The 23,877-nt window shown below is 60.9% G+C and carries 15 protein-coding genes; 8 read left to right on the top strand and 7 right to left on the bottom strand.

Annotated elements, in window-relative coordinates:
- Positions 1-38 precede the first annotated feature (38 nt).
- Positions 39-950 carry a 3-dehydrocarnitine:acetyl-CoA trimethylamine transferase BcoG gene (bcoG, locus tag MF268_RS07240; protein WP_238370238.1) on the bottom strand — a complete coding sequence of 304 codons (912 nt, stop codon included), beginning with the start codon at positions 948-950 and terminating at the stop codon, positions 39-41.
- A gap of 81 nt (positions 951-1,031) precedes the next feature.
- Between bcoG and MF268_RS07235 the strand changes: the two genes are divergently transcribed.
- Positions 1,032-2,024: a GlxA family transcriptional regulator gene (locus tag MF268_RS07235; RefSeq protein ID WP_238370237.1), complete on the top strand. Its 993-nt coding sequence runs from the start codon at positions 1,032-1,034 to the stop codon at positions 2,022-2,024.
- A 40-nt stretch (positions 2,025-2,064) separates the two neighbouring features.
- Here MF268_RS07235 and MF268_RS07230 read toward each other — a convergent pair whose 3' ends face one another.
- Positions 2,065-3,108, bottom strand: a complete 1,044-nt coding sequence (locus MF268_RS07230; protein ID WP_238370236.1) for an aldo/keto reductase — start codon at positions 3,106-3,108, stop codon at positions 2,065-2,067.
- Between the two features lie 109 nt (positions 3,109-3,217).
- Between MF268_RS07230 and MF268_RS07225 the strand changes: the two genes are divergently transcribed.
- The 4 genes from MF268_RS07225 to metG all read left to right on the top strand — a co-directional run bounded on the left by MF268_RS07225 (position 3,218) and on the right by metG (position 7,887).
- Positions 3,218-3,868: an ImuA family protein gene (locus MF268_RS07225; protein ID WP_233145733.1), complete on the top strand. Its 651-nt coding sequence runs from the start codon at positions 3,218-3,220 to the stop codon at positions 3,866-3,868.
- A 135-nt stretch (positions 3,869-4,003) separates the two neighbouring features.
- Positions 4,004-5,239, top strand: a complete 1,236-nt coding sequence (locus MF268_RS07220; protein WP_238370235.1) for an MFS transporter — start codon at positions 4,004-4,006, stop codon at positions 5,237-5,239.
- Between the two features lie 176 nt (positions 5,240-5,415).
- Positions 5,416-6,042: a lectin-like protein gene (locus tag MF268_RS07215; RefSeq protein WP_238370234.1), complete on the top strand. Its 627-nt coding sequence runs from the start codon at positions 5,416-5,418 to the stop codon at positions 6,040-6,042.
- 135 nt (positions 6,043-6,177) lie between these two features.
- Positions 6,178-7,887 (top strand): methionine--tRNA ligase, encoded by a 1,710-nt coding sequence (gene metG, locus MF268_RS07210; RefSeq protein ID WP_238370233.1) that lies wholly within the window; start codon positions 6,178-6,180, stop codon positions 7,885-7,887.
- On the opposite strand, the gene MF268_RS07205 is transcribed toward metG, so the two are convergent.
- Positions 7,884-9,047 carry an amidohydrolase gene (locus MF268_RS07205; RefSeq protein ID WP_238370232.1) on the bottom strand — a complete coding sequence of 388 codons (1,164 nt, stop codon included), beginning with the start codon at positions 9,045-9,047 and terminating at the stop codon, positions 7,884-7,886. The genes metG and MF268_RS07205 overlap by 4 nt on opposite strands.
- A 284-nt stretch (positions 9,048-9,331) precedes the next feature.
- Between MF268_RS07205 and MF268_RS07200 the strand changes: the two genes are divergently transcribed.
- Positions 9,332-10,336: a hypothetical protein gene (locus MF268_RS07200; RefSeq protein ID WP_238370231.1), complete on the top strand. Its 1,005-nt coding sequence runs from the start codon at positions 9,332-9,334 to the stop codon at positions 10,334-10,336.
- Positions 10,337-10,397: 61 nt separating this feature from the next.
- Positions 10,398-18,998: an alpha/beta hydrolase family protein gene (locus MF268_RS25175; RefSeq protein ID WP_273544942.1), complete on the top strand. Its 8,601-nt coding sequence runs from the start codon at positions 10,398-10,400 to the stop codon at positions 18,996-18,998.
- Here the strand turns inward: MF268_RS25175 and modC are convergent.
- From modC to MF268_RS07165, 4 genes are all read right to left on the bottom strand, one after another.
- The gene (modC, locus tag MF268_RS07180) at positions 18,987-20,090 is read right to left on the bottom strand and encodes a molybdenum ABC transporter ATP-binding protein (protein WP_238370230.1); all 1,104 of its coding nucleotides are present in this window, start codon (positions 20,088-20,090) and stop codon (positions 18,987-18,989) included. The two genes, MF268_RS25175 and modC, sit on opposite strands and share 12 nt — an antisense overlap.
- Positions 20,087-20,779 carry a molybdate ABC transporter permease subunit gene (gene modB / locus MF268_RS07175; RefSeq protein ID WP_238370229.1) on the bottom strand — a complete coding sequence of 231 codons (693 nt, stop codon included), beginning with the start codon at positions 20,777-20,779 and terminating at the stop codon, positions 20,087-20,089. Before modB ends, modC begins: the two co-directional genes overlap by 4 nt.
- The gene (modA, locus tag MF268_RS07170) at positions 20,776-21,552 is read right to left on the bottom strand and encodes a molybdate ABC transporter substrate-binding protein (protein ID WP_238370228.1); all 777 of its coding nucleotides are present in this window, start codon (positions 21,550-21,552) and stop codon (positions 20,776-20,778) included. Before modA ends, modB begins: the two co-directional genes overlap by 4 nt.
- A gap of 64 nt (positions 21,553-21,616) precedes the next feature.
- A complete protein-coding gene (locus MF268_RS07165) occupies positions 21,617-21,976 on the bottom strand; it encodes a winged helix-turn-helix domain-containing protein (RefSeq protein ID WP_238370227.1) in 360 nt (119 codons plus the stop codon).
- Between the two features lie 184 nt (positions 21,977-22,160).
- On the opposite strand from MF268_RS07165, the gene MF268_RS07160 reads away from it, so the two are divergent.
- On the top strand, positions 22,161-23,877 hold a 1,717-nt coding region (locus MF268_RS07160; protein ID WP_238370226.1), incomplete at its 3' end, for a nitrate- and nitrite sensing domain-containing protein.

The following is a 23,877-nucleotide window of genomic DNA, read 5'->3' as shown; positions in this document are numbered from 1 at the left end:
CATGCCTGTCACCGCCCCTTTCCACCGCCCGCCAGCGATCACTTGGGCATCCGCTTGGTCAGGCCAAGTTTCTCGCGCACGGCTTCCGGTCCGATGACCTTTGCGCCCATGCTCTCAATGATCGTCTTGGCCCGCTCAACCAGCTGCCAGTTCTCGGCCAGCACGCCTTTTTCCAGCCATAGGTTGTCTTCCAGACCGACCCGCACATGTCCGCCCGCCAGAACCGAAGCCGCCACATAGGCCATCTGGTTGCGACCAAGGCCAAAGCCGGAAAAGGTCCAGTCGCTCGGCACGTTATTGACCATCGCCATGAAAGTGTTGAGGTCATCCGGCGCGCCCCACGGCACGCCCATGCACAGCTGCACCAGCGCCGGGCTGTCAAGGATACCATCCTTAACCAGTTGTTTTGCATACCACAAATGACCGGTATCAAAGGCTTCGATCTCGGGCTTCACCCCCAGCTCGGTCATCATCGAGCCCATCGCCTGCAACATGCCCGGTGTGTTCACCATGACATAATCGGCTTCGGCGAAATTCATTGTCCCGCAATCGAGCGTGCAGATCTCCGGCAGGCATTCGACCACATGCGCCATGCGTTCCTTGGCCCCGATCATGTCGGTCCCGGCCTCGTTCAGCGGCAGCGGCGCCTCGGGCGAGCCAAAGACGATATCGCCGCCCATCCCCGCGGTCAGGTTCAGCACCACGTCCACGTCAGCGGCACGGATCAGGTCGGTAACCTCACGATAATATTCGACTTTCCTGCTCGGCGTGCCGGTTTCCGGGTCGCGCACATGGCAATGCACCACCGCCGCCCCCGCCTTGGCCGCCGCGATCGCGCTGTTAGCGATCTCTTCAGGCGAGCGTGGCACATGCGGGCTGCGGTCCTGGGTTCCCCCGGATCCGGTCACGGCACAGGTGATGAAAACCTCTTTGTTCATTTCCAGCGGCATCGCTTTTTCCTTCTTGTCTCTTTGGCGCGGATCATGCCGCGACTTGGCGCACCATACTTTGCATGATACGAATCGAATTTGATGAAATCCGCCAAAAACATCTTTCAGCCAAGCCGGACTCCCCTTCGCGTCGCCGCCCTCGTGCTCAGCGATTGCAACACGCTATCCTTCGCCGCCGCCATCGACCCGATGCGCGCCGCCAACCGGCTCGGCCCCGGCAAGAGCTTCGACTGGCATTATGTCACCGCAACCGACAGCCCCGCCACACTCACCAGCGGGTTGCAGGTCCCGGCGAACCCGATCTCGCGGCTCGAATCCTGCGACCTGCTGCTGGTGATCGCCGGCTTCAATCTCGAAACCCATGCGACCCCGGCCCTGATCGCCAGTCTTCGCCGCATCGCCGCCAGCGGCGCCACCCTCGCCGGTATCGACGGCGGCCCCTGGCTCATGGCCCGCGCCGGACTTCTCGACGGCTACCGCGCCACAACCCACTGGGAAGACTTGGAAGATTTCGCCATCCGCTTTCCCGCCATCACCGTCCTGCGCGACCGGTTCCATATCGATCGCGCCCGGATGACCAGCGGCGGCGCCACCCCGGCAATCGACATGATGCTGCACCTGATCGGTGCCCGCTGCGGCGAGACTCTCGCCTCCCGCGTCGCCGGGGTCTTTATCTACGACAGCACCGCCGACCCGGCCCGCGCCCAGCGCCGCACCGGCCCAAGACCGCGCCACTCGGCCCTCACCGCCCGCGCCAGTGCCCTGATGGAGGACAACCTCGACACGCCCCTCACCATTGCCGCCATCGCCAGACACACGGGTACCAGCCCCCGCGCCCTCCAGGCCCAGTTCCGCACCCGGCTCAGCACAACCCCGCAGGCGCATTACCTGCACCTGCGCCTGACCGAGGCCCTCCGCCTTGTCACCGACACCGATATGCCTCTGACTGCCATCGCCCTGGCCACCGGCTTCGCCTCGCCCGCCAGCTTCTCCCGCGCCTTCCACAAGGCCCACGGCAGCGCCGCCCGCCGCCTGCGACAGAAAGCGAAATCCCCTGCTTCTTTGGGTTCTTAAAATATCCCCGCCGGAGGCTCCCGCCGCCGCGCCGGACGCCTCAGTAAGGCATGGGGTGCGCCCGGTGCGCCTTGTCGATCTCGGCCATGACCTCATCCGACAGAACCACGTCAACCGAGCCGAGCGCGACATCAAGCTGATCCATCGTTGTCGCGCCAAAGATCGCCGAAGCCATAAAGGGCCGCGTCCGGCACCAGGCCAGCGCCATGTGCACCGGGTCAAGCCCGTGTCGCTCGGCGATATCCACATAGGCCGCAACCGCGCCGTGCACCCTCGGCGTCATGCGCCCGCCCAGATCCGACACGATCGACTTGCGCGATCCCTCCGGTACTGCCCCGTCAAGGTATTTGCCGGTCAGAAGACCCGCCGCCAGCGGCGAAAAGGCGATCAGCCCCACATCCTCGTTCACGCTCAGCTCGGCCAGATCCGTGTCGTACAAACGGCAGAGCAGCGAATATTCGTTCTGCATGGTCGCCACGCGGGGCCAGCCGCGCTCTTCCGAAATCCGCAGGAACTGCGCCGTGCCCCAGGCACTTTCGTTACTCAGGCCGAAGAATCGGATGTTGCCCTTGTCCACCTGCTTTTGCAGCGCCTCAAGGCAGTCCTCCATGTTCGCGATGGTCTCATCCTTGTTCTGGCCCGAGGGGTCATAGGTCCAGTTCTGGCGGAACATGTAGCTGCCCCGGTTCGGCCAGTGAAACTGGTAAAGATCGATCACTTCGGTCTGCAGCCGCTTCAGCGACCCTTCCACCGCTTCCGGGATCGTCTTCGAGGAAATCGGCGCCCCGTCCCGCGCCTTCGACCCTTCTCCGGAATGTTTGGTGGCCAGCACGAATTCACCGCGCCGCGCCTTGTTGGCCGCGTTCCAGTTACCGATGATCTCTTCGGTGCGCCCGATGGTCTCGGCGCGGATCGGGTTCACCGGGTACATCTCGGCCGTGTCGATGAAATTGATACCCGCGGCCAGCGCCCGGTCGATCTGGGCATGGCCTTCGGCCTCGCTGGTCTGGGTGCCGAAGGTCATGGTGCCAAGGCACAGTTCGGAAACGGTCAGGCCGGTGCGGCCAAGCGGGTTCATCTTCATCGGGAGGATCCTTTTTTGTCGCGCCCGACCCTAACCGCCCGGATGCCGATGGCAACCGCAAAGCGCAGGTCAGCCTTGAGAACGAAACAGGAACATGTAAAATCTCCCCATGACGACTCACCTCTTCGATTCCCTCTCGGCCCCCCGCCGCCCGCTCCAGATGCTGCATCGCGACATCGGGCTGGCCAAGACCCGTGTTCACGAATGCTGCGGCGAATCCCGCCACACCTTTGCCGTCTGGCTGGCCGGCCGGATGGAGGGGACGGTGATGTGGATCTCGCCCGCCTGGCAAAAGGAAAAGCTCAACCCCGACGGCATGTGGCCCTTTGTCGATCCGGGCCGGTTCATCTTTGTCGATCCGCGCCGGGCCGAGGATCTGCTCTGGTGCATCGAAGAGGCGCTGCGCTCGGGCGTGGTGCCACTGGTGGTGGCCGACCTGCCTGCCCCGCCCAACCTGACAGCGGTGCGCCGGATGCATCTTGCCGCCGAACAGGGGGCGGAAAGAACCGGCAACCCGCCGCTTGGCCTACTGGTCACGCCCGGCAATGGCGGTGCCCCGGGGGTGGAAACCCGCTGGGCCATGTCGGCGGCCTATCTCGGGAAAATCCCGCGCTGGCATCTCGAACGGCGCCGCGCCCGGACCGAGCCGGTGAAATCATGGACCGCGATCATGCGCGCCCCCCGCACTGAGATGGAGGTGACCCCCGGCGCGCCCGTCCTGACCTATACCCCGCCGGACGTGCCGCTCAAATACATCTAGCCAGAACGCATCTGCCGGCCGGGGCGGTTTCCGGTCGACCTCTCTGCCGGAAGTGGTCACAAGGGCCAAGAACGACATGTCCCCGTCGAAAAGGGGCAAGCCTGCCCGGTTCCCAGAGGCTCTTTGTAGCACGTCATGCGCCTGATCATTTCCTTTGCCGCCCTCTTCCTTTCCGTTTTGCTTTTGCAACTGTCCTCGGGCGGCGTCGGCCCTCTCGATGCGCTCTCGGGGCTCCAGCTTGGCTTTACCACGACGCAGATCGGTCTGCTCGGCTCGGCGCATTTCTTTGGGTTCTTCATCGGCTGCTGGTGGGCGCCGCGTCTCATGGGCAGCGTCGGGCATTCGCGCGCCTTTGCCGCCTTTACCGCCACCGGCGCCATCGGGTTGCTGGCGCATATGCTGGTCGTCGATCCCTATGCCTGGACGCTGATGCGCGTTATGTCCGGACTCTGCGTTGCGGGCTGTTATACGGTGATCGAGGCATGGATGCAGGACAAGGTCACCAACGAAACCCGCGGCCGCACCACGGGCGCCTACCGCGTCGTCGATATGAGCGGTTCTCTCGTGGCACAGCTGATGATCGGGGTGCTCGCCCCGGCCAGCTATGTCTCTTACAACATCCTCGCGATCCTCTGCTGTGCCGCGATCCTGCCGCTGACCCTGACCACAACCCGTCAGCCCGAAACGCCCGAGGCCCCTCGGCTGCGGCCTTGGCTCGCGGTAGAACGCTCCCCTCTGGCGGCGGCCGGGGTGATCGTCGCCGCGCTCTCCAGCGCCTCTTTCCGGATGGTCGGCCCGATCTACGGACAGGAAGTCGGGCTGAACCCGGGGCAGATCGGCTGGTTCCTCGCCTCCTTCGTTCTCGGCGGTGCGCTGGCGCAATTCCCGGTCGGCATCATCGCGGACAAATACGACCGGCGCTGGGTGCTGATCTGGCTCTCGGTCGCGGCAATCGCCAGTTCCGCGCTGACGATGGGTGCGCAGGGGTTCGGCACCGTCGGTGTGATGGGCGCGGCCTTTGTCTTTGGGCTGACCACCTTTCCGATCTATTCCATCGCCTCGTCCCACGCCCATGACTTTGCCGACAGTTCCGAACGGGTCGAGCTTTCGGCGGCGCTGATGTTCTTCTACGCACTCGGCGCCATTGCCGCGCCCTTTGCCGCGTCAAGCCTGATCACCGCCTACGGCCCCAACGCCCTGTTCACCATGATCGCCATGGGCCACGTCATTCTGGTCATTTTCGGCATCGCCCGGATGCGCGCGCGCCCCTCCGCCACCACGCGGACGCCGTACCTTTACGCCCCGCGCACATCCTTCCTCATCGGTCGCCTGATGGGCCGCAGCCGGGACAGCTCCACCTCGAAGAGATGAGCCTCCGCAACGCTGCTCTACCTGCGTAACGCATAGGTTTCCCCGCCGGAAACACAGTTTTACCCCAGACGAAACGCTTGAAATCATTTGCAAAATGACATTGTGGCGAAATTATGTCACTTAGGTCCCCACGGTATTTTGACAAGTATCGATTTTTGAACTGAAAGGGGACTACGATGAAGAAATCAATGATCGCTGGGGCGATCCTTGCTCTGGGTCTGGCGGCACCTGCCGTTGCAGCGCCTGTGCAATGGAAAGCCGCGGACGGCGGCAACGACCACTGGTACGAGGTCGTCTGGAACGTCGGGCAGAGCATTGCCTGGACAAGCGCCAACGCAGCGGCGACCTCCTCGACGCTGAACGGCATGTCCGGCTACCTCGCGACTGTCACCAGCGCGGCAGAGCAGCTTTTCCTGAACGCGGTGAATGCAGCCTTTACCGCCAGCTCGCCGTTTCACGGCGGCACCTACACCACCGCATGGCTCGGCGCCACGGACAGAGATTCCGAAGGCAACTGGGTCTGGCAGAATGGCGAATCCTTCACCTATTCCAACTGGTACGCGGAAGGCTGGGGATGGCCCGTGGAACAGCCGAATGGCTGGATCTTCCAGAACTACCTTGCCGGGTGGGAAACCGGCGACAAATGGGGCGACAGAGCCAACAACGGTGGCCTGCAGAAATACGTCGTCGAATACGATGCGCCGCCGGTCTCGAACGTGCCGGTTCCCGCGTCGCTGCCGCTGGCCGCTGCCGGTTTCGGCATCTTCGGCCTGATCGCACGCCGTCGCCGCAAGGCCGCCTGAACAACACAGCGCTAAATCCATTTCCCGACGCCGTTCCCGATCCGGGGGCGGCGTTTTCCGTGCGGCGCCTCAATCCCCGGCTGGTCCTTTGACATACACTGCGTTACAGGAAGGCCAATCGAGAAAAGGCGCATCATGACACGTACGCTCATCACATCCGCACTGCCCTATATCAACGGGGTCAAACACCTCGGCAATCTCGTCGGCTCGCAGCTTCCGGCCGATCTCTATGCCCGCTACCTGCGCGGTCGCGGCAACGAGGTCCTGTTTCTCTGCGCGACCGACGAACATGGTACCCCGGCCGAGCTCGCCGCTGCCAAGGCCGGCAAGCCAGTAGCGGAATACTGCGCCGAGATGCATGAGGTACAAGCCGATATCGCGCGCCGTTTCGGGCTGAGCTTTGACCATTTCGGGCGCTCCTCCAGCCCGCAGAACCACAAGCTGACCCAGCATTTCGCCGGCAAGCTGGCCGAGGCCGGGCTGATCCGCGAAGTGTCGGAAAAGCAGGTGTTTTCAAATGCCGACGGGCGTTTCCTGCCTGACCGCTATATCGAGGGCACCTGCCCCAACTGCGGCTACGACAAGGCGCGCGGCGACCAGTGCGAAAACTGCACCAAGCAGCTTGACCCGACCGACCTGATCGAGCCCCGCTCGGCGATCTCAGGCTCGACCGATCTTGAAGTGCGCGAGACCAAGCACCTGTTCCTTCGTCAGTCCGCCCTGCGCGACGATCTCGACAAGTGGATCGATACGAAAACCGACTGGCCGATCCTCACCGTTTCCATCGCCAAGAAATGGCTGCATGATGGCGACGGCTTGCAAGATCGCGGCATCACCCGCGACCTCGACTGGGGCATCGCGGTGAAAAAGGGCGAAGAAGACTGGCCCGGCATGGAAGGCAAGGTGTTCTACGTCTGGTTCGACGCCCCCATCGAATACATCGCCTGTGCCGAGGAATGGGCCGAGGCGACCGGCAATGACTGGGAACGCTGGTGGCGGACCGACAAGGGGGCCGATGACGTGCGCTATGTCCAGTTCATGGGCAAGGACAACGTGCCTTTCCACACGCTCGGCTTCCCGGCCACCCTGCTGGGATCGGGCGAGCCGTGGAAGATGGTCGACCACCTCAAATCTTTCAACTACCTGAACTATGACGGTGGCCAGTTCTCGACCAGCCAGGGGCGCGGCGTGTTCATGGATCAGGCGCTTGAAATCCTGCCCTCGGATTACTGGCGCTGGTGGCTGCTGTCCCATGCGCCGGAAAGCTCGGACAGTGAATTCACCTGGGAAAACTTTCAGTCCTCGGTCAACAAGGACCTTGCGGATGTGCTGGGCAACTTCGTCAGCCGCATCACCAAGTTCTGCCGCTCCAAGTTCGGTGAAACCGTGCCCGAAGGTTGCGAACAAGGCGCGCCCGAAGCCGAGCTGATTGCCAACCTGACCACCCGCATCACCGCGTACCAGGGTTTCATGGACGCGATGGAAGTACGTAAGTCGGCGCAGGAGCTGCGTGCGATCTGGGTGCTGGGCAACGAATATTTGCAAGCCGCCGCGCCGTGGTCGACCTTCAAGGAAGATCCCGAGAAAGCCGCGATGCAGGTCCGTCTGGGCCTGAACCTGATCCGTCTTTACGCGGTGCTCTCGGCGCCCTTCATCCCCGATGCTGCGGCCCGGATGCTAAGCTCGATGAACACGCTGGATACCGGCTGGCCGGACGATGTGGCCTCGGCCCTATCTGCCCTGCCAATCGGCCATGAATTTAGCGTGCCGGACGTTCTCTTTGCCAAGATCAGCGATGAAGATCGTGAGGATTGGCAGGCGCGTTTCTCGGGCACCCGCAGCTAGGTCTCGTTCAGCAGTTGATCCACGGCGCGCAGGAAGATCCGCGCGCCGATGGGTATCAGCTCGTCGGGGAAATCGTAATCCGGGTTATGCAGGTTCGGGCAGCTTTCGCCCGCGCCCAAAAGGAACATCGCCGCCTTGGCATGATCGCCGAAGCGGCCGAAATCCTCTGACGCACGCATGGGTTGGCCTGCTTCACCGGGGCTAAGCCCCTCGGCCGTCACCGCACGGGTCAGTAACTCGACCGCGTCCGGGTGGTTCTCGCAGTGGCGGAACACGTCGTGATAGTCGATCTGGTGTTCCAGCCCTGCATCGACGGCACATTCCGCAACCAGCGCCTCGGCGCTCTCGACCAGATCGGCCATGTCCGCATCCAGCATGGTGCGCAACGTGACCCACAGCTCGGCTTGTCCGGGCGCGACTCCGAAGGTCGGCTCGCCCAGCCGGGTATGGGTCACCGTCGCAAGTGTGAAACCGGCATCCTCGGGACCGTTGCCGCGACCCAGCGCCGTCAGTTCCGGCATCAGCCTTGCCAGCGCCGCCATCGGGGAAACCCCGGTCGCCGGGTCAGAGGCATGGGCGGTGCGACCGTTCAGCCCGATGCGCATGCCGCGCGAGGCACAGTTGACCGGCCCCCGGCGCAGCGAAACCGACCCAAGCGGCAGGCCCGGTATGTTGTGCAGCGACAGCGCATAATCCGTCCGTATCTCATCAAATCGCGGATCGGAGATAACCGCCGCTGCGCCCGACCCGTCCTCTTCGGCGGGCTGGAACATCAGCACCACGCGCCCCTTTTCCGGCCGCTGCCGCGACAGGGCCCGCGCCACGGCCATGACCATGCTCATGTGCCCATCATGCCCGCAGAAATGCCCTTTGCCCAGCACCCTCGAGCGATGTTCAAAGGTAGAAATCTCGGGGATTGGCAGCGCGTCGAGTTCGCAGCGGATCATCATACCCGGCCCCTCGGCAGCACCGTCGAACACCGCCGCGACACCGTGTCCGCCAAGCCCGGTCAGGATACGATCCGGGCCAAGCAAACGCAGCCGGTCTTCGACCCGTCTGGCGGTCTGCGCCTCTTCGCCGCTGATCTCGGGGAAACGGTGCAGCTCGCGCCGCCATTCGGTCAGTTCCACGATATCGCTGTTGCCAAGCTGGTATGACATCGTAATCCTTTTCTTTCCGTCCGCCCCATCCTGCCCCGCTTGGAAGAGAGTGGCAAACACCCCATCCCACTTTTTCGAAAATGATAGCCATCTAAAGTTGCCGCAAAGGATCGCGCGCGGCTATTCTCCCCGCAGCGCATTTGCGACATTTTGATTCGTATTTTCTATGATTCCAGTCAAAAACAAGCGGCTGGCGGGTTTCCGGGGGGCAATCGGGGTGATTTCAACAGGTGCAGGCGTGTTACTTCGCAACTTTCGTGCGCGGGTCCAACAGGACGCGCGGCGTGGGGCATGACCTTTATCCGGTCAAAATGCTATGCGCGGTCCTGCTCATCGGGGCAACGCCGGTGACGGCCGGGTCCACCGTTCTGGAGCGTCTTGCCGTTCAGGAACTGGCGCTTGGCGACAACTGGCACCCGACCGAAAACAGCTATTGGCTTGACGATGCAACGGTCGCCGTGATCGCGGAGAGGCCGGGGTCGCAGGGCGCGGATTATGCGCTGATCGTTACCGGGACGGACCGCGCGCCCGAAACCATTCTCATGCTTGACGGACCGGGCCATTGCCCCCTGCCAACGGGCGGCCTGTTGCTGACCGATGCCAATGGCAACAGCCTGCACTGGCAGCGGGACGCGACCGAGGCGACAGACCCGGATGCCTTCGACCACTGCCTGAACCGCGAAGCCGAGATGAACCTTGCAATGGAGCCGCGTTTCGGCAGGCAGTCAGCGCTTGGAACGAACGGTCAGGTCTGGGCCGGGCTGATCGAACATCCCGAAGGCGCGGAACTGGTGCTTTACGACGATGAGGACGTGCTGGGCCAATGGCAAAGCGATGTTGAACTGATGCTTGATCCGGTCTGCGTTCAGCCAATGTCGGCGGCGGGTTTTGCAGCCGGCCATTTCCTTGTCTACCCGGCTTGGTCAGGCCGCCGCCGTGCCGACTTCAAGGCCGATCTGCCGGGGATTCCGGTCTGGGATCTCTCGGTTGGTGATGACCCCATCACCTCTTACGTGCCTTGGGCGGAATGGAACGCCAAGGGCAGCTATCGCATCGACATGACACGTGACGGGCTGATCTTCGCAACGACCGGCGGCACCCGCGACACCGACAACATCGCCGGGATCTATGCCGAGGTCAGCGGCTGGACCTCCATCCATTCAACCGACCTGATGCCAGAAACACTCAGGGTGTCGCCGGACGGCTGCCACCTGTTCTGGGTCGCGCAGCAGGACGGTTTCGAAGCCTCGAAGCCCCGACTTATGACTGCCAGTATCTGTTTGAACTAAGTACGTTTTTACCCCTTCGCCCACCTTTTCCGACCAAGTTTTTTGACAAAGGCCTTTTCCCATGACGAACGCCACCCTTGGCCGCGATGCCTCTGAATTCGCCTATATCAATGCGGACACGATCCGAAAACAGCTTCAGAAACAAGGTGCCGGGACCAAGCTCAAGGATCTCGATCTCGGGGCAGATTCAGTGGGCAGCAAGTCTCCGCTGGCCGAATATCGAGTGGTCACGATCATCGAGGGCGATACCAAGGACGGGTTGCAGGCGTTTGGGCTGAAGAACGATGCGACCGGCGATGTGGTCGTCGCGTTCAAGGGGTCGCAGGAAGCGCGCGATTTCTACGATGACGTGGCCAGCATCGGCTGGGCGCAGTGGGACGAAGCCCGGTCTCAGGTCAATTCCTTCCTTCAGACCAACTGGAAAAGCGGCGACGAAGTCACCTTTGCCGGTCACAGCCTTGGGGGTGCGCTGGCGCAATATGCGATCTACGAAACAGCCGGGACCTATGACAAGCGCGTGTCGGACATGAACCTCCACACCCAGTCGGCCCCCGGTGCGGAACACGCCATCCGTGAAAATAACGGCGGGGCACTGGATACCGCGCGGCTGAGCGGTGCTGAGATGCTCAACCTCTACATCGACCGCGATCTGGTGTCGAAAACCGGCGGCGATCACCTTGGAGCAACCAGCGTCGTGGCAAACCCGAACCTGCTGCCCGGCGGCCTCTATTCGGATCACAAGCTGGGCAATTACACGGACGCGGCGATTGCCGGAGCCAAGACCGGCACGCCGGGCTATTACGACAACGAGGCGATCCAGACGGCCAATCCGGGAATTTACAAGCCGCTCGCCACCTGGATCGGCAAACTGGCTCTTGGTGGGCCCGGCACGCTGACGAATGTCGATCTTGACGAAACATGGACCGCGCTGTCGCAGATCCCCAGACTTGCCGCTGAAGTGCCTGAAACCAAACGGTTGATCACCGATGCGATGACCGGGGCGGCGGTCGAGGCCTTTCGCTGGATCGGCACCGAAGGCGCGAACCTGTTCATCGAAACAGGCAATGCCGGGTGGAATGCCGCGATCGATCTTGGCGAGGATCTGGGCGAGATCGGTACCCGGGGGCTTCAGGTTGCCGAACAGGCGCTGCGCCACGGCTGGGACACAGCTTCGGAGGCATGGAGCACCAGCACCAAATGGACCACGAACCAGGCGGGAAAGGCGCTTGATAGCATCAGTGACGCCAAGGACGCGGCGCTCAAATTCTTCGACAAGCAAATGGGTGACTTTGCCGTCTGGGCGCAGGATTCGCTCGACAGCACCGGCGCATGGGTGGCGGACAAGGCCGACAAGCTTAACAAGCTGGCCGGTTGGGTCATCGATCAGTCCACCGACTTTGGCAAGGACGTGGTCAACACCTGGAAAGACATCGGCACGCAGGCCAATGAAATGGCCGATAACACGCTCGACTGGCTGCGCGATACCGGGTCGGACGTCATCGATTACGGTGCCAATATCTTTGGCAAGGGCCGCGACTGGCTGGAACAGGCCTTTGACGATCTGACCGACAATTTCCGCGATCACTCCAGCAACCCCGACGACTGGGGCGCGGATTTCCTCGACCAAATCAAGGAAGCGATCAACACAGGGTTTGAGCGGATCGGCGGGTTCTGGGACGGTCTTGTCGAATGGTGGACGGGCGACGATACCGCCCCGGTCGAATATGCCGAGGACGTGCGCGACCGTAGTACCACGGCCCGCACCGAAGCCTCGCCTCTTATTCTCGACCTCGATGGCGACGGGCTGGAGCTGTCCTCGATTTCCTCCAAGGGCGCGGTTTTCTGGGACATCGACAACGACGGCATGCGCGAAGTCAGCGGCTGGGTGAAATCCGACGACGGCCTGCTTGCCATCGACAGCAACAACAATGACGAAATCGACGATCACTCCGAGCTCTTCGGCACCGAAACCGTTGACGGTTTCACCAATCTCGCGGTGCTCGATTCCAATTTTGACGGGGTGATCGACAAGAAAGACGACGCCTTTAAGGATCTCGTCCTCTGGCGTGATCTCAATCAGGACGGCGATTCCGATCCGGGCGAGCTGAAAAGCCTCGAGAAATCCGGCGTGGTCTCGATCAAGCTGGATGCCGCGCTTGGCACAGGCATGATCGCTGACAACCGCGTCACCCATATTTCGAGCTACACCAACGACAAGGGCCAGACCCGCGAAATCTCGGATGTCTGGTTTGCCTATGACAACGTGCTGACCCGCGCGCAGGGCGACGTGCCGTTTGATCCCGATGCCTTTGCCCTGCCCCACCTGCGCGGCTATGGCATGCTGCCCGATCTGCACACCGCCATGGCGCGCGACGGCGAACTGGAAAAGCTTGTCGCCGAATTGGCCGCGCTTTCGGCGAAGGAGGTCTTTGATCCCGATCAGGATGCGCTTGGCCGGATGGATTCGATCCTCTACCGGTGGGCCGAGGTGTCTGGCGAAGATCCGAACGGTCGCGGCTATTATATTGATGGCCGTCAGCTTGCCTTTATCGAGGCCTTCACCGACCGCGCTTTCCTGCAGGGCTATCGCTCGGATCCGGCGCCCGAGGCAGGACGTACGCTCAAGACCGCCTATGAGAACGCGCGCAACGTGACGCTGACCAAGATCCTTGCCCAAACCGATGCGGCGGTGATCTTCAAGGGCGAACCGGATTACGAATGGGAACCGGACCGCTTCGAAGAGCCGCTCAAGCTGAATTTCAAGGCTTCGAAAAAGCTGGCAAAAGACTATGAGAAATCGGGCGCGGACATGGCTGGCGTATGGACCAACCTCATCCGCGTGATCGATACCGCCATCGATATCGACACCATGTCGCGCAAGCAGGCGAAAAAGCTCGACAAGGTCATGTCCAAATTCGACGGCGACACCGGCATCACCGTGGACGCGGTTCTGTCCGAGATCTACCCTGCCCAGTCGCTGGGCCTTAACGGGACAAGCGGCGACGACAATTTGCGCGGCGGTGGCGGACGTGACAGCCTGTCCACCGGTGTCGGCAATGACAGTCTGTTCGGTCTGCGCGGGGACGACAACCTGAACGCGGGCGAAGGCGACGACATCCTGAACGGCGGCGCGGGCAACGACCTGATGTTCGGCGGCAATGGCGACGATATCTACTATTACAGCAGCGGCTTTGACACGATCGTCGATACCAGCGGCAACGACCGTCTGCGCATCCAGAAGAAGTTCGATCTATCGGACATGGCCTTTCTCAAGTCGCAGGCCAACGAGCTTGATCTTGAAATCTATGCCTCGGGCGAGCTGATCGTCCGCATCGAAGGATTTTACGGCACCAATGGCGCCATAGAACTGCTTGAGCTCAAGGACGGCACGATCTTTGATCTTGAACGTCAGGCGCAGGGCATCGTCGGCACCCGCAAGGGCGATGTTCTGAGAGGCGATGTCAACGAATTCATCCTTTCGGACCGGATCATCGGCCTTGCCGGCAAGGACATCATCAAGGGCGGCAAGGGCTCTGACGTTCTCGAGGGACAAGGCGGCAACGACAAGCTCAAGGGCGGGAAAGGCGACGACATCCAGATTGGCGGCGCGGGCAAGGACATGCTCATCGGCGGTGCCGGCATCGACATCAGCCGCGGCGGCATGGGCAATGACACCTACAAAGCGCGCGGCAAGGAAACCATCATCGAGGATGGCGGCACGGATACCGTGATGATGCGCAAGGGTCTCACGGAAAAAGACATAACGCTGTATCGCACAGCTTTGTCCGATGATCTGACAATCGAAACCCGCAAGGATTCCATTCTTGTGCAGGGCCACTTTACCGAAGGCGGCGGCATCGAGCAGCTCAAGCTCAAGAACAAAAACGGCAGCAGCACACTCAATATCGCGGATATGGCGATCGAGACGCGGGGCAGCGATGCGAACGATTACCTGCGCGGTGACGAAGGCGGCGTGGCCCGCAAGGACGTGCTGCGCGGCGGGCTCGGCATCGACCGCATCTATGGCTACGAAGACGACGATACGCTCGATGGTGGTGCGGGCGACGACTATCTCTATGGCGCGAACGGCAATGACACCCTTATCGGCGGTCTTGGCAATGACTGGATGTATGGGGGCGCGGACGGCGACAGCTATGTGGTCGGCCTCGGCGACGATTTCGTTCAGGACTATGAATATCAAGGCGGCAAGGCCGACAGGATCGTGCTGGACCGCAACTTTGGTCTGGGCGATCTCGACTTTGCACGGATGCTGGACGGAGATCTGCTGATTTCGTGGAAAGGCGGGTCGGTCCGGATCGACAATGCCTATCGCGAAGCTTACGCGATCGAAAAGCTGGAACTGGCCGGTGGCCGGGTAGTCAACCTTACCAGTCAGGCTGTCGTCACCCGTGGCACGGAAGACGGAGAAAACATCTACGGCAACCGCGAGGCACTTGGCAGTCACGACGATAAGATTGTCGCGCTCGGCGGCGATGACCGACTTTATGGTCAGGACGGCAACGACACGCTCGACGGCGGCGAAGGCGATGACGACATGTATGGCGGCATCGGCGCGGACCGTTATCTTGTCGGTTCGGGCGATGATTTCATTAGCGACTACGGCACCGATACGGATGGCAAGGACAGGGTTGTCCTTGCCCCCGGCATCAGCGCCGCCGACATCAGCTATGCCCGCAATTCCGACGGCGATCTCGTAATCTCGTGGAAGGGCGGATCGGCCCGGATCGATAACGCGTTTTCCAAGCGTTACGCGGTGGAACTGCTGGAATTTGCCAACGGTTCTACGGTCGATCTGACCAGCATCTCTGCCGATACACTCGGGACAAATGGCGGCGAGACGATCTATGGCAACCGCGCCGATTACGGCGGCCGTGATGATACCATCTACGGGCTGGACGGGGACGATTACCTGTATGGCTTTGACGGGGCCGATATACTCGATGGCGGCGAAGGCGATGACCAGCTTGAAGGCGGCGCAGATGGAGACATCTATCACGTCGGTTTCGGCCACGATCTTATCCGCGATTACGGGTCGGGTGCCAGCAGCGAAGGCAAGGACCGGATCGAGATGGCGACGGGCATCGCGCCCGGCGATGTCAGCTATCGCCGGACGATCGATAGCGCTTTGATGATCGAGTGGACCACCGGATCGGTCCAGATCGACTATGCCTTCGATGCCCGCTACGCGGTTGAAACCCTGGCCTTCGCCAATGGCACGAGCGTCGATCTGACCAAGCTGGCCCTGCCCACCATCGGCACCAGCAGCAATGACTACATCTACGGCAATACCGAAGATTACGGCGGCATCGACGATAAGCTCTATGGTCTGGAGGGCGATGACCGGCTGAACGGCTATGATGGCAATGACCGGCTGGATGGCGGTGACGGCGACGACCAGATGAACGGCGGGGATGGCGACGACATCTACCTCCCCGGCGCGGGCGAGAACTTTATTCAGGATTCAGGCGGTGCGGATACGCTTCTTCTGGGGGCGGGCATTTCCGCCAGCGACTTGGACTATACACGTTACAGCAACGGCACCCTGCTCGTGGATTGGGGCAGCGGGTCGGTCAGCATCCAGTCGGCCTATGACCAGAGCCGTGCCATCGAGACCCTGCAATTCGCCAATGGCGGCAAGATCGCTCTCACGGATGCTTTTGCGCCGACCGTAGGCACGAACGCCAATGACTCCCTTGGCGGCAACCGTGAAGAGCTTGGCAGCCGCGACGACTATCTCGTCGGGCGCGACGGGAACGATACGCTTTACGGCTATGACGGCGCGGATATCCTCGAAGGCGGCGATGGCGACGACACCATTTACGGTGGCGAAGGCGCGGATACCTACCGTGCTGGCGAAGGCGATGATTATATCATCGACGCCGGCAAGTCGGATCTGAGCGACGGTCCCGACACCATCCGGCTGGCCGCAGGTATCACGCAAGCGATGGTCACCTATCAGGCGTATAGCAATGGCGATCTTCTGATTTCATGGGGCACGGGTTCTGCACGCGTCGCCTATGCCTTCGACCAACGCTATGCCGTGGAACGGCTGGTTTACGACAACGGCGTGACGGTCGATCTGACCACGCTTGCAGTGACCATCACTGGCACCAACGGCAGTGAAACGATCTATGGCAATGACGAGGAATTCGGCACGCGGGACGATGTCATCACCGGACTTGACGGGGATGACGCGATCTACGGCTATGACGGCAATGACACGCTTGACGGCGGGCTTGGCGATGACAAGCTCTACGGCGCCGCGGGCGAGGACGAATACATAGTCGGTCAGGGGCATGACCTCATCAATGACTATGGCGACACAAGCGATGGCGACGATTATCTGAACTTTGTCGCGGGTATCGACGCGGGCGATCTATCCTTCCTGCTGGTCGATAACCAGCATCTGCGGGTGGCATGGGAGGACGGTTCCGTACAGGTGCAAAACTGGTCTACGGCGCGCTACCAGGTGGAAAAGGCACGGCTGGCCGATGGCACCATCATCGACCTCGTGACACAGGCAAAGACGGCTTACACGACACCGCCCAATAAGTATTTCTACGGCGATGCTGGGAACAATAGCCTGACAGGCGAAGACGGCAACGACCGGCTTTATGGCTATGCCGGGGCCGACACGCTTGAGGGCGGTCTTGGCAATGACACGTTGCAAGGCGGCGACGGGGGCGACACCTACAAGGTGGGCGATGGTGATGACGAGATCACCGACTACGGCAGCAGCGGCAGCGCGGCAGATGTGATCCAGCTGAAATCGGGGATCAACCCCGGCGATGTCTCTTTCAGCCGCGACAGTTCCGGCACGCTTATGCTGGACTGGAAGGGCGGATCGGTTGCGATCAAAAATGCGTTCAGCAAAAATTATGCCGTGGAAACATTGCGCTATGGGAACGGCACCACGCAGGATCTGACGACGATCTCTGTCGCCACAATCGGCACGGGTGGAAACGACAACCTGCGCGGCAACCGCGAAACGCTAGGGTCGCGCAACGACACGCTTCGTGGGTTTGATGGCGACGACCAGCTTTACGGTTATGACGGGAACGACATTCTGGATGGCGGGCTTGGCGACGATAATCTTTATGGTGCCGAGGGCGGCGATATCTATCTCGTCGGCGACGGAGACGACTATATCTCGGATCGCGGCACGACCGGCGACAGCGATGACGAAGTCAGGCTAAAAAGCGGGATCAACCCCGGCGATGTCACGATGCGCCTGCAAAACGGCGATATCTGGATCGGCTGGGACGACGGATCAGTCACCATCGACAACGGGTTCGACAACTCCTACGCGGTCGAAAAGCTGCGCTATGGCAACGGCATTGTGGTCGATCTCACCTCGCTCGCGCTCGAGACCCATGGCACCACGGCGGATGACACGCTCTACGGCAACCGCGGGGATTTCGGCTCGCGCAATGACCTGCTGGTCGGGCTGGACGGCGACGACACCATGTATGGCTACGACGGTAACGACCGCTTAAGCGGCGGGCTTGGCGATGACAGCATGTACGGGGCCGAAGGGGGCGATACCTATTACGTCGGAGATGGTCACGATCTGATCTGGGACTACGGGCAGACGGGCGATCCGAAAGATGTGATCCGGATGAAGTCCGGGGTTTCTGCTTCAGATGTCAGTTATTCGCGCAGCAACGGCAGTCTGATCGCGGAATGGGCCGACGGGTCATTCACTATCCAGAACGCCTTCCGGTCGACCTATGCGGTCGAACAGCTCATCTATTCCGACGGGACCACGGTGGACCTGACCAAGATCGCCGCGCCGACCTTTGGCACCAACGCGAACGATACCGTTTCGGGCAACAATGGCGACATCGGGTCGAAGACGGACGTGATTTACGGTCTCGACGGCGATGACCGGCTCTATGGGTATGATGGCGACGACACGCTGATCGGTGGGTTTGGCAATGATACCATGTATGGCGCGGCCGGGGCCGATATCTATCTTGTCGGCGACGGTCATGACAAGATCTCGGACTATGGAGATTCCGCGGACAAGGCCGACGTGATCAAGCTGAAATCCGGGATTTCGGCCAGCGATGTCAGCTATACGCTCACCTCAAGCTCAGAACTGGTCATCCACTGGGATAGCGGGTCCGTCACGATCCAGTACGCGTTCAACAAACGCTATGCCATTGAAACCCTTCAGTTTGCCGATGGCACCAAGGAGGATCTGACCAGCATCAATGCCGAATTGAGAGGTACCGGCGGCAATGACACCCTTAGTGGCAACCGGGCCGATCTCGGGTCGATAAATGATCGGATGTTCGGACTGGACGGGGATGACCGTCTCTATGGCTATGATGGCAACGACTGGATGGATGGCGGACTTGGCGACGATTTCCTCTACGGCTCGACCGGCGACGATACATATGTCGCCAGCGAAGGCAGCGATACCTTCGACGACAGCCGCTCGGACAGTCTCGACACGATCCTGTTCAACTCGGTCTCTTCGGTGGATGAGCTGAGCTTTGCCCGCAGCGGCACCTACGATCTGTCGATAAGCTGGGCCAAGGGCGATATCCTGCTGAAGAACCACTATTATTCGGACGAATATGCCTTTGAGCGGCTGATGTTCGACGACGGAAGCTGGACGGTTCTATCCGTCTGACCGGGGTCGGGCCCCGCCCACATCCTCGGGCGCGATGGCGACGGATTTGACGATGGCGTGGCATTCGACGCCCTCGTCCAGCCCAAGGGTCATGGCCGAACGCCGGGTGATGCGGGCAAGGATGGTTCCGGCGGGCGTCGCGAGCGATACCAGCATGCCCGGCCCCTCGCCCGCCCGCAGCGATTCCACCCGGCCGGGCAGAATGTTAAGCGCCGAAAGGCCTGCAGGCCGCTCGCGCGACAGGATCACCTCCTGCGCGGCGATACGGATGCGAATGAAGCTGCCCGGTCTGTGAGGGACGCGCGGCAGGAACAGCGGAATGCCACCGGCATCGAGTTCGCTCAGACCGTCGTCGTGATGCGCCTTTACCTCTGCGCGTAGTACCGCCCCTGCGGCACGGATACCCGCCGGTGTCACCATCGGATCGCCCAGCACCTCGAGCGCCGGGCCCTGCCGAACGACCCGGCCATTTTCGAGCGCGATGACCGTGGTTGCCAGCCGCGCAACCTCGGCAGGGGCATGGCTGACGTAGAGGATCGGCACGTCAACCTCATCCCGAAGCCGTTCAAAATACGGAAGGATTTCCGCCTTGCGCCCTTCGTCGAGCGAGGCCAGCGGTTCGTCCGCCAGCAGCAGACGTGGACGAGCCAGCAACGCGCGCCCGATGGCCACACGTTGTCTTTCGCCGCCGGACAGTCTCGCGGGTCTGCGCGACATAAGCGGGCAAAGACCGAGCATGTCGACCACGCGATCCATTTCATCGCCATCTTGGGGGCGGCGCGCGAACCAACGCCCATAAGACAGGTTCTGAGCAACCGTCAGATGTGGAAACAGCCGCGCATCCTGAAAGATATAGCCAAGCTGACGTCGATGGGTCGGAAGGTCGATCCGCCGATCCGTATCAAGCAGGTCGCGCCCATCGATGGTCACCCGCCCCCGGTCCGGTTTCAGCAGACCCGCGACCGCGTTGATGATGGTCGTCTTGCCCGACCCGGATCGCCCAAAGAGCACGGTAAGACCTGCGGGCGCTTCGAAATCGACGTCGAGACCGAACCCCGAGAATTGATGCGACAGCCGAACCGAAACCGTCATGCGCCCCCCAATCTCTTGCCGAGCCTACGAGCGAGGATTTCCGACAGCAGAAGGGCCCCCATCGCCAGCGCAATCGAGATCAGAACCAGACGGAACGCGGAAGATTCCCCGCCGGGCACCTGTAGGAATGCGTAGATCGCTGTCGGCAGAGTCTGGGTCTGGCCGGGGATGTTCGAGACGAAGGTGATCGTGGCGCCGAACTCGCCCATGGCCTTGGCAAGGGCAAGAATGCACCCGGTCAGAATGCCCGGCAGGATCAAGGGCAAGGTGACTGTGAGAAAGACCCAGACCCTTGAGGCGCCAAGGGTGGCCGCCGCCTGCTCTAGCCCGGGGTCGACAGCTTCGATCGACAGCCGGATTGCCCTGACCATGAGAGGGAAGGCCATGACCGCCGCCGCAAGCGCCGCGCCGGTCCAGCGAAAGGCAAAGACAATACCGATGCTTTCCAGTGCCCGACCCAAGGGGGCCACCGGTGAAAACGTCATCAAAAGGAGGTAACCTGTTACGACAGGCGGCAGGATCAGCGGCAGGTGAACCAGCCCGTTCAACAAAAGCTTGCCCGGAAACTGCCACCGCGCCAGCGCATGCGCCACCAGAATGCCGAAGGGCAAGCTGACCAAGGTCGCCCAGAAAGACACCTTCATCGACAGCATGACGGCGGCCATTTCTTCGGGCGTCAGCCAGTTCATTCAGCCAGCACCTCGAACCCCTGTTCTTCAAATATCAGGCGATTTTCCGGCTCGCGCAGGAAGTCGAGAAAGCGCGGCGCCAGTTCTGCACCGCCACGTGACGTGATCGCGACGGGATAGATGATCGGATCGTGGCTTTCCTCGGGGAAGATACCAATCACCTTAACCCGTGTCTCATCCGTGGCGTCGCTGGCGTAGACAAGACCCAAAGGAGCCGCGCCGGTCGCCACGAGCGCCAGCGCGGCGCGAACGTTATCGGCCTGTGCAACTTGTGGCGCCACTTCCTCCCAGAGCCCGAGCGAAGCAAGTGCCTGCCTGCCATAGATCCCGGCCGGCACCGCATCGACGAGAGCCATGGCAAGGCGGCCTCCCTTCAGCATATCCGTCAAATCCAGCGCTGAATCGATGACAACCGGCTCAGAAGAAGCGCCATAAGCGATCAGCGCAAGCCTGTTGCCGAGAAGATCAAATCGGCTATCCGACCGGATAAATCCATTTCTTTCAAGATGATCCATCCAATCTAAATTCGCGGAAATGAAGACATCCGCCGGCGCACCCTGTTCGATCTGCCGCGCCAGTGCGGACGAACCGGCAAGCGCTACGGCGATCTCAAGACCGGAAGCCTCTTCAAACCGGTCGGAGATCTGATCCATCGCGGTCTTGAGACTTGCGGCGGCGAACACAGTCAGATCCGCCGCCCTTCCCGCCCACGGGGTCAGGACGAGAACCGCCAAAAGAAAGGCGGACAACAGGTTTCGCGGGACGTGGCGCATTCCAACTTCCGATATGTTCCTCAAAACATATCGACCCTACCCCTAGTGCTCGCAAGGAAAAACTTCAGGTTTCAGTCGGTTTCCGTAGGTTGTTCATCTGTTCGATCTCTTCGATGGCCGCGTGACGGGCCTTTTCCTCAAGCGCGCGATAGGCTTGCAGCACCTCGTTGCCGGTTTCCGTCACCTCGGCGCCACCTCCCTTGGCCCCGCCGCGCGAACTCGTGACGACAGGCGAATTGAACATGGCGTTCATCGTTTCGACAAGCATCCAGGCGCGTTTGTAGCTCATCCCCATCTCACGCCCCGCTGCAGCGATAGAGCCGGTGCGCGCGATACGTTCCAGCAATTCGGCCTTGCCCGGTCCGATCATTTCCTCGGGCCCGAAAACCAGCCTGAGGCGCAGCTTGAAATCCTGTTCCGTCATTGCGGCAGTCTCGTTTCTTTGCGGAAGCAGGGCAAGCAAAGTTGCGTTTTCTTCCCGCGATACGGATCCGTCAAATTTGGAACGGATTCGAAAGCTTTGAACGACGGAGGGCAACGCAAATTAACAGGCCCGTAACCCCTGTCGCTTACCCGTTTCACCAAGAGCGTTTTCCAGAAAGAGATCTATGCGAAATTTTGCCCATGCCATCCGAAGCATGCCAATCACCCGTTCCATGATCCTCGTGGCCGCCGTGCCGGTGGCGTTCACCATTTGCATGTCCTTCTTTCTGACCTACCCCAAGCTCCGCCAGATGTCGGAATTCAACAGGATTCTGGACATTGCCGAGCTGACGACCTTTCTCTCGAACCTTGTACACGAACAACAAAAGGAACGCGGCGCCACGGCGGTATTCCTCAGCACCGCCGGTGCTTCCTTTTCCGAAGAACTCGCCGCGCAGAGAAAGAACACCGACGAAAAACGCGTGCTCGCCGAGCAATCGATGGCGAAATATATGGGCCGGGCCGATGACAGCGAGACCAGTCTCCGAGTTGTCGAAAAGCTCCGCGATATAAAGCAGAAACTTGGCGAGATGACCGAAATCCGAGAGCAAGTCGATGCGCTTTCGATCGCACCGCCACAGGCGATTTCCTATTATACCGGGCTGAACAATGCCATGTTGAGTGTCGTGACGCTGGCCTCTCTTGCCAGTAATGACACGACTACAGCAATGGAAATAAAGGCGTTTTCTAGCTTTCTGAATGGCAAGGAACGCGCCGGTATCGAACGCGCTATTGGTTCCAGCGGCTTTGGCATCGGACGCTTCACTGTCGACCGGCTGCTGAAACTTCAAGAGTTGATCAGCGTTCAGAACACGTTTTTCAACATGTTCCTTGAGGAAGCCAGCGTAAAGGTTGCGACGGCCTACGAAGAACTGACCACCTCGGAAGCCTTTGGCGATGTCGAACGCATGCGGGAAGTCGCCTTTGAGAGCACTGCCTTTCAGAACCTTCAGGGGTTCACCGGCAATGATTTTTTCGGCGCGATGACAAAGAAAATCAACCTCTTGAAAGGCTTCGAAGATCAGCTTGCAAAGGATCTACTCCTCGCGCTCGAAACTCGTCATGGCGACACGCGCAACCAGGCGATCATCAGTTTAGTGGCGAGCTTGGTCGCTATCACTCTGGGAGCCTTTGCGGTCTGGATGGTGTCACACCCCGTTCGCGAATACATGGCCGAAGTTTCAATAGCCGCGTCGCGGATGGCCGAGGGGGATCTCGCGATACTGATGCCGCAGGCCACCAGCTCTGAGCTTGGCGAGATTGTCGTTGCACTGGATCATTTCCGCACCGCAACCATCAAAGCGAGCGAACAGGAAGCGCTGCGGCATGAAAGGGAAAAGGAAGATCAGAGGCTTCTGCAGGAAGAAAAAAGACAACAGCAGGAAGACGAGAAGGAAAAGGCTTTGCATCGCGAAGCCGAACTTGAGGCCGCAAGAAAACGGGAAATCGCTATCGCCGAAGAGATTTCCGAGGTTGTGGCGGCCTGTGCCGAAGGTGATTTTGGCAAACGACTATCACTACAAGACAAGGATGGCGTGTTCGAAAAAATCTGTTCCGGCATCAACGACATTTCGGAATCGACCGGGCAAGCCTTGCACGACATTTCGGACGCGCTGAGCGCATTGTCTCACGGCGATCTGAACCACACCGTAGCGACAACTCACAAGGGCGTTTTCGGCGATATCGCCCTGACACTCAACGAGATGCTCGAAAAGCTGAATACGATCGTGACGAGCATTAGAGGTAATACGGATGTGGTGTACAGTTTGGACCTGTCCCGTTTTTGTGCCGCCCCCGGCGCTCGTTTAGGCCACCTTCCGCTCGAAAGCGACTGGGCTTTTC

Source organism: Heliomarina baculiformis, from assembly GCF_019966545.1.
Classification (GTDB): domain Bacteria; phylum Pseudomonadota; class Alphaproteobacteria; order Rhodobacterales; family Rhodobacteraceae; genus Heliomarina; species Heliomarina baculiformis.
Note: the sequence above shows the minus strand (reverse complement) of the source record. Positions and strands in the feature narration are given on the sequence as shown.

Bases quoted from the DNA above. Each gene is read 5' to 3' on its own strand.
- bcoG (WP_238370238.1), bottom strand. From the start codon at position 950: ATGCCGCTGGAAATGAACAAAGAGGTTTTCATCACCTGTGCCGTGACC.
- MF268_RS07235 (WP_238370237.1), top strand. From the start codon at position 1,032: ATGAAATCCGCCAAAAACATCTTTCAGCCAAGCCGGACTCCCCTTCGC.
- MF268_RS07230 (WP_238370236.1), bottom strand. From the start codon at position 3,108: ATGAAGATGAACCCGCTTGGCCGCACCGGCCTGACCGTTTCCGAACTG.
- MF268_RS07225 (WP_233145733.1), top strand. From the start codon at position 3,218: ATGACGACTCACCTCTTCGATTCCCTCTCGGCCCCCCGCCGCCCGCTC.
- MF268_RS07220 (WP_238370235.1), top strand. From the start codon at position 4,004: ATGCGCCTGATCATTTCCTTTGCCGCCCTCTTCCTTTCCGTTTTGCTT.
- MF268_RS07215 (WP_238370234.1), top strand. From the start codon at position 5,416: ATGAAGAAATCAATGATCGCTGGGGCGATCCTTGCTCTGGGTCTGGCG.
- metG (WP_238370233.1), top strand. From the start codon at position 6,178: ATGACACGTACGCTCATCACATCCGCACTGCCCTATATCAACGGGGTC.
- MF268_RS07205 (WP_238370232.1), bottom strand. From the start codon at position 9,047: ATGTCATACCAGCTTGGCAACAGCGATATCGTGGAACTGACCGAATGG.
- MF268_RS25175 (WP_273544942.1), top strand. From the start codon at position 10,398: ATGACGAACGCCACCCTTGGCCGCGATGCCTCTGAATTCGCCTATATC.
- modC (WP_238370230.1), bottom strand. From the start codon at position 20,090: ATGACGGTTTCGGTTCGGCTGTCGCATCAATTCTCGGGGTTCGGTCTC.
- modB (WP_238370229.1), bottom strand. From the start codon at position 20,779: ATGAACTGGCTGACGCCCGAAGAAATGGCCGCCGTCATGCTGTCGATG.
- modA (WP_238370228.1), bottom strand. From the start codon at position 21,552: ATGCGCCACGTCCCGCGAAACCTGTTGTCCGCCTTTCTTTTGGCGGTT.
- MF268_RS07165 (WP_238370227.1), bottom strand. From the start codon at position 21,976: ATGACGGAACAGGATTTCAAGCTGCGCCTCAGGCTGGTTTTCGGGCCC.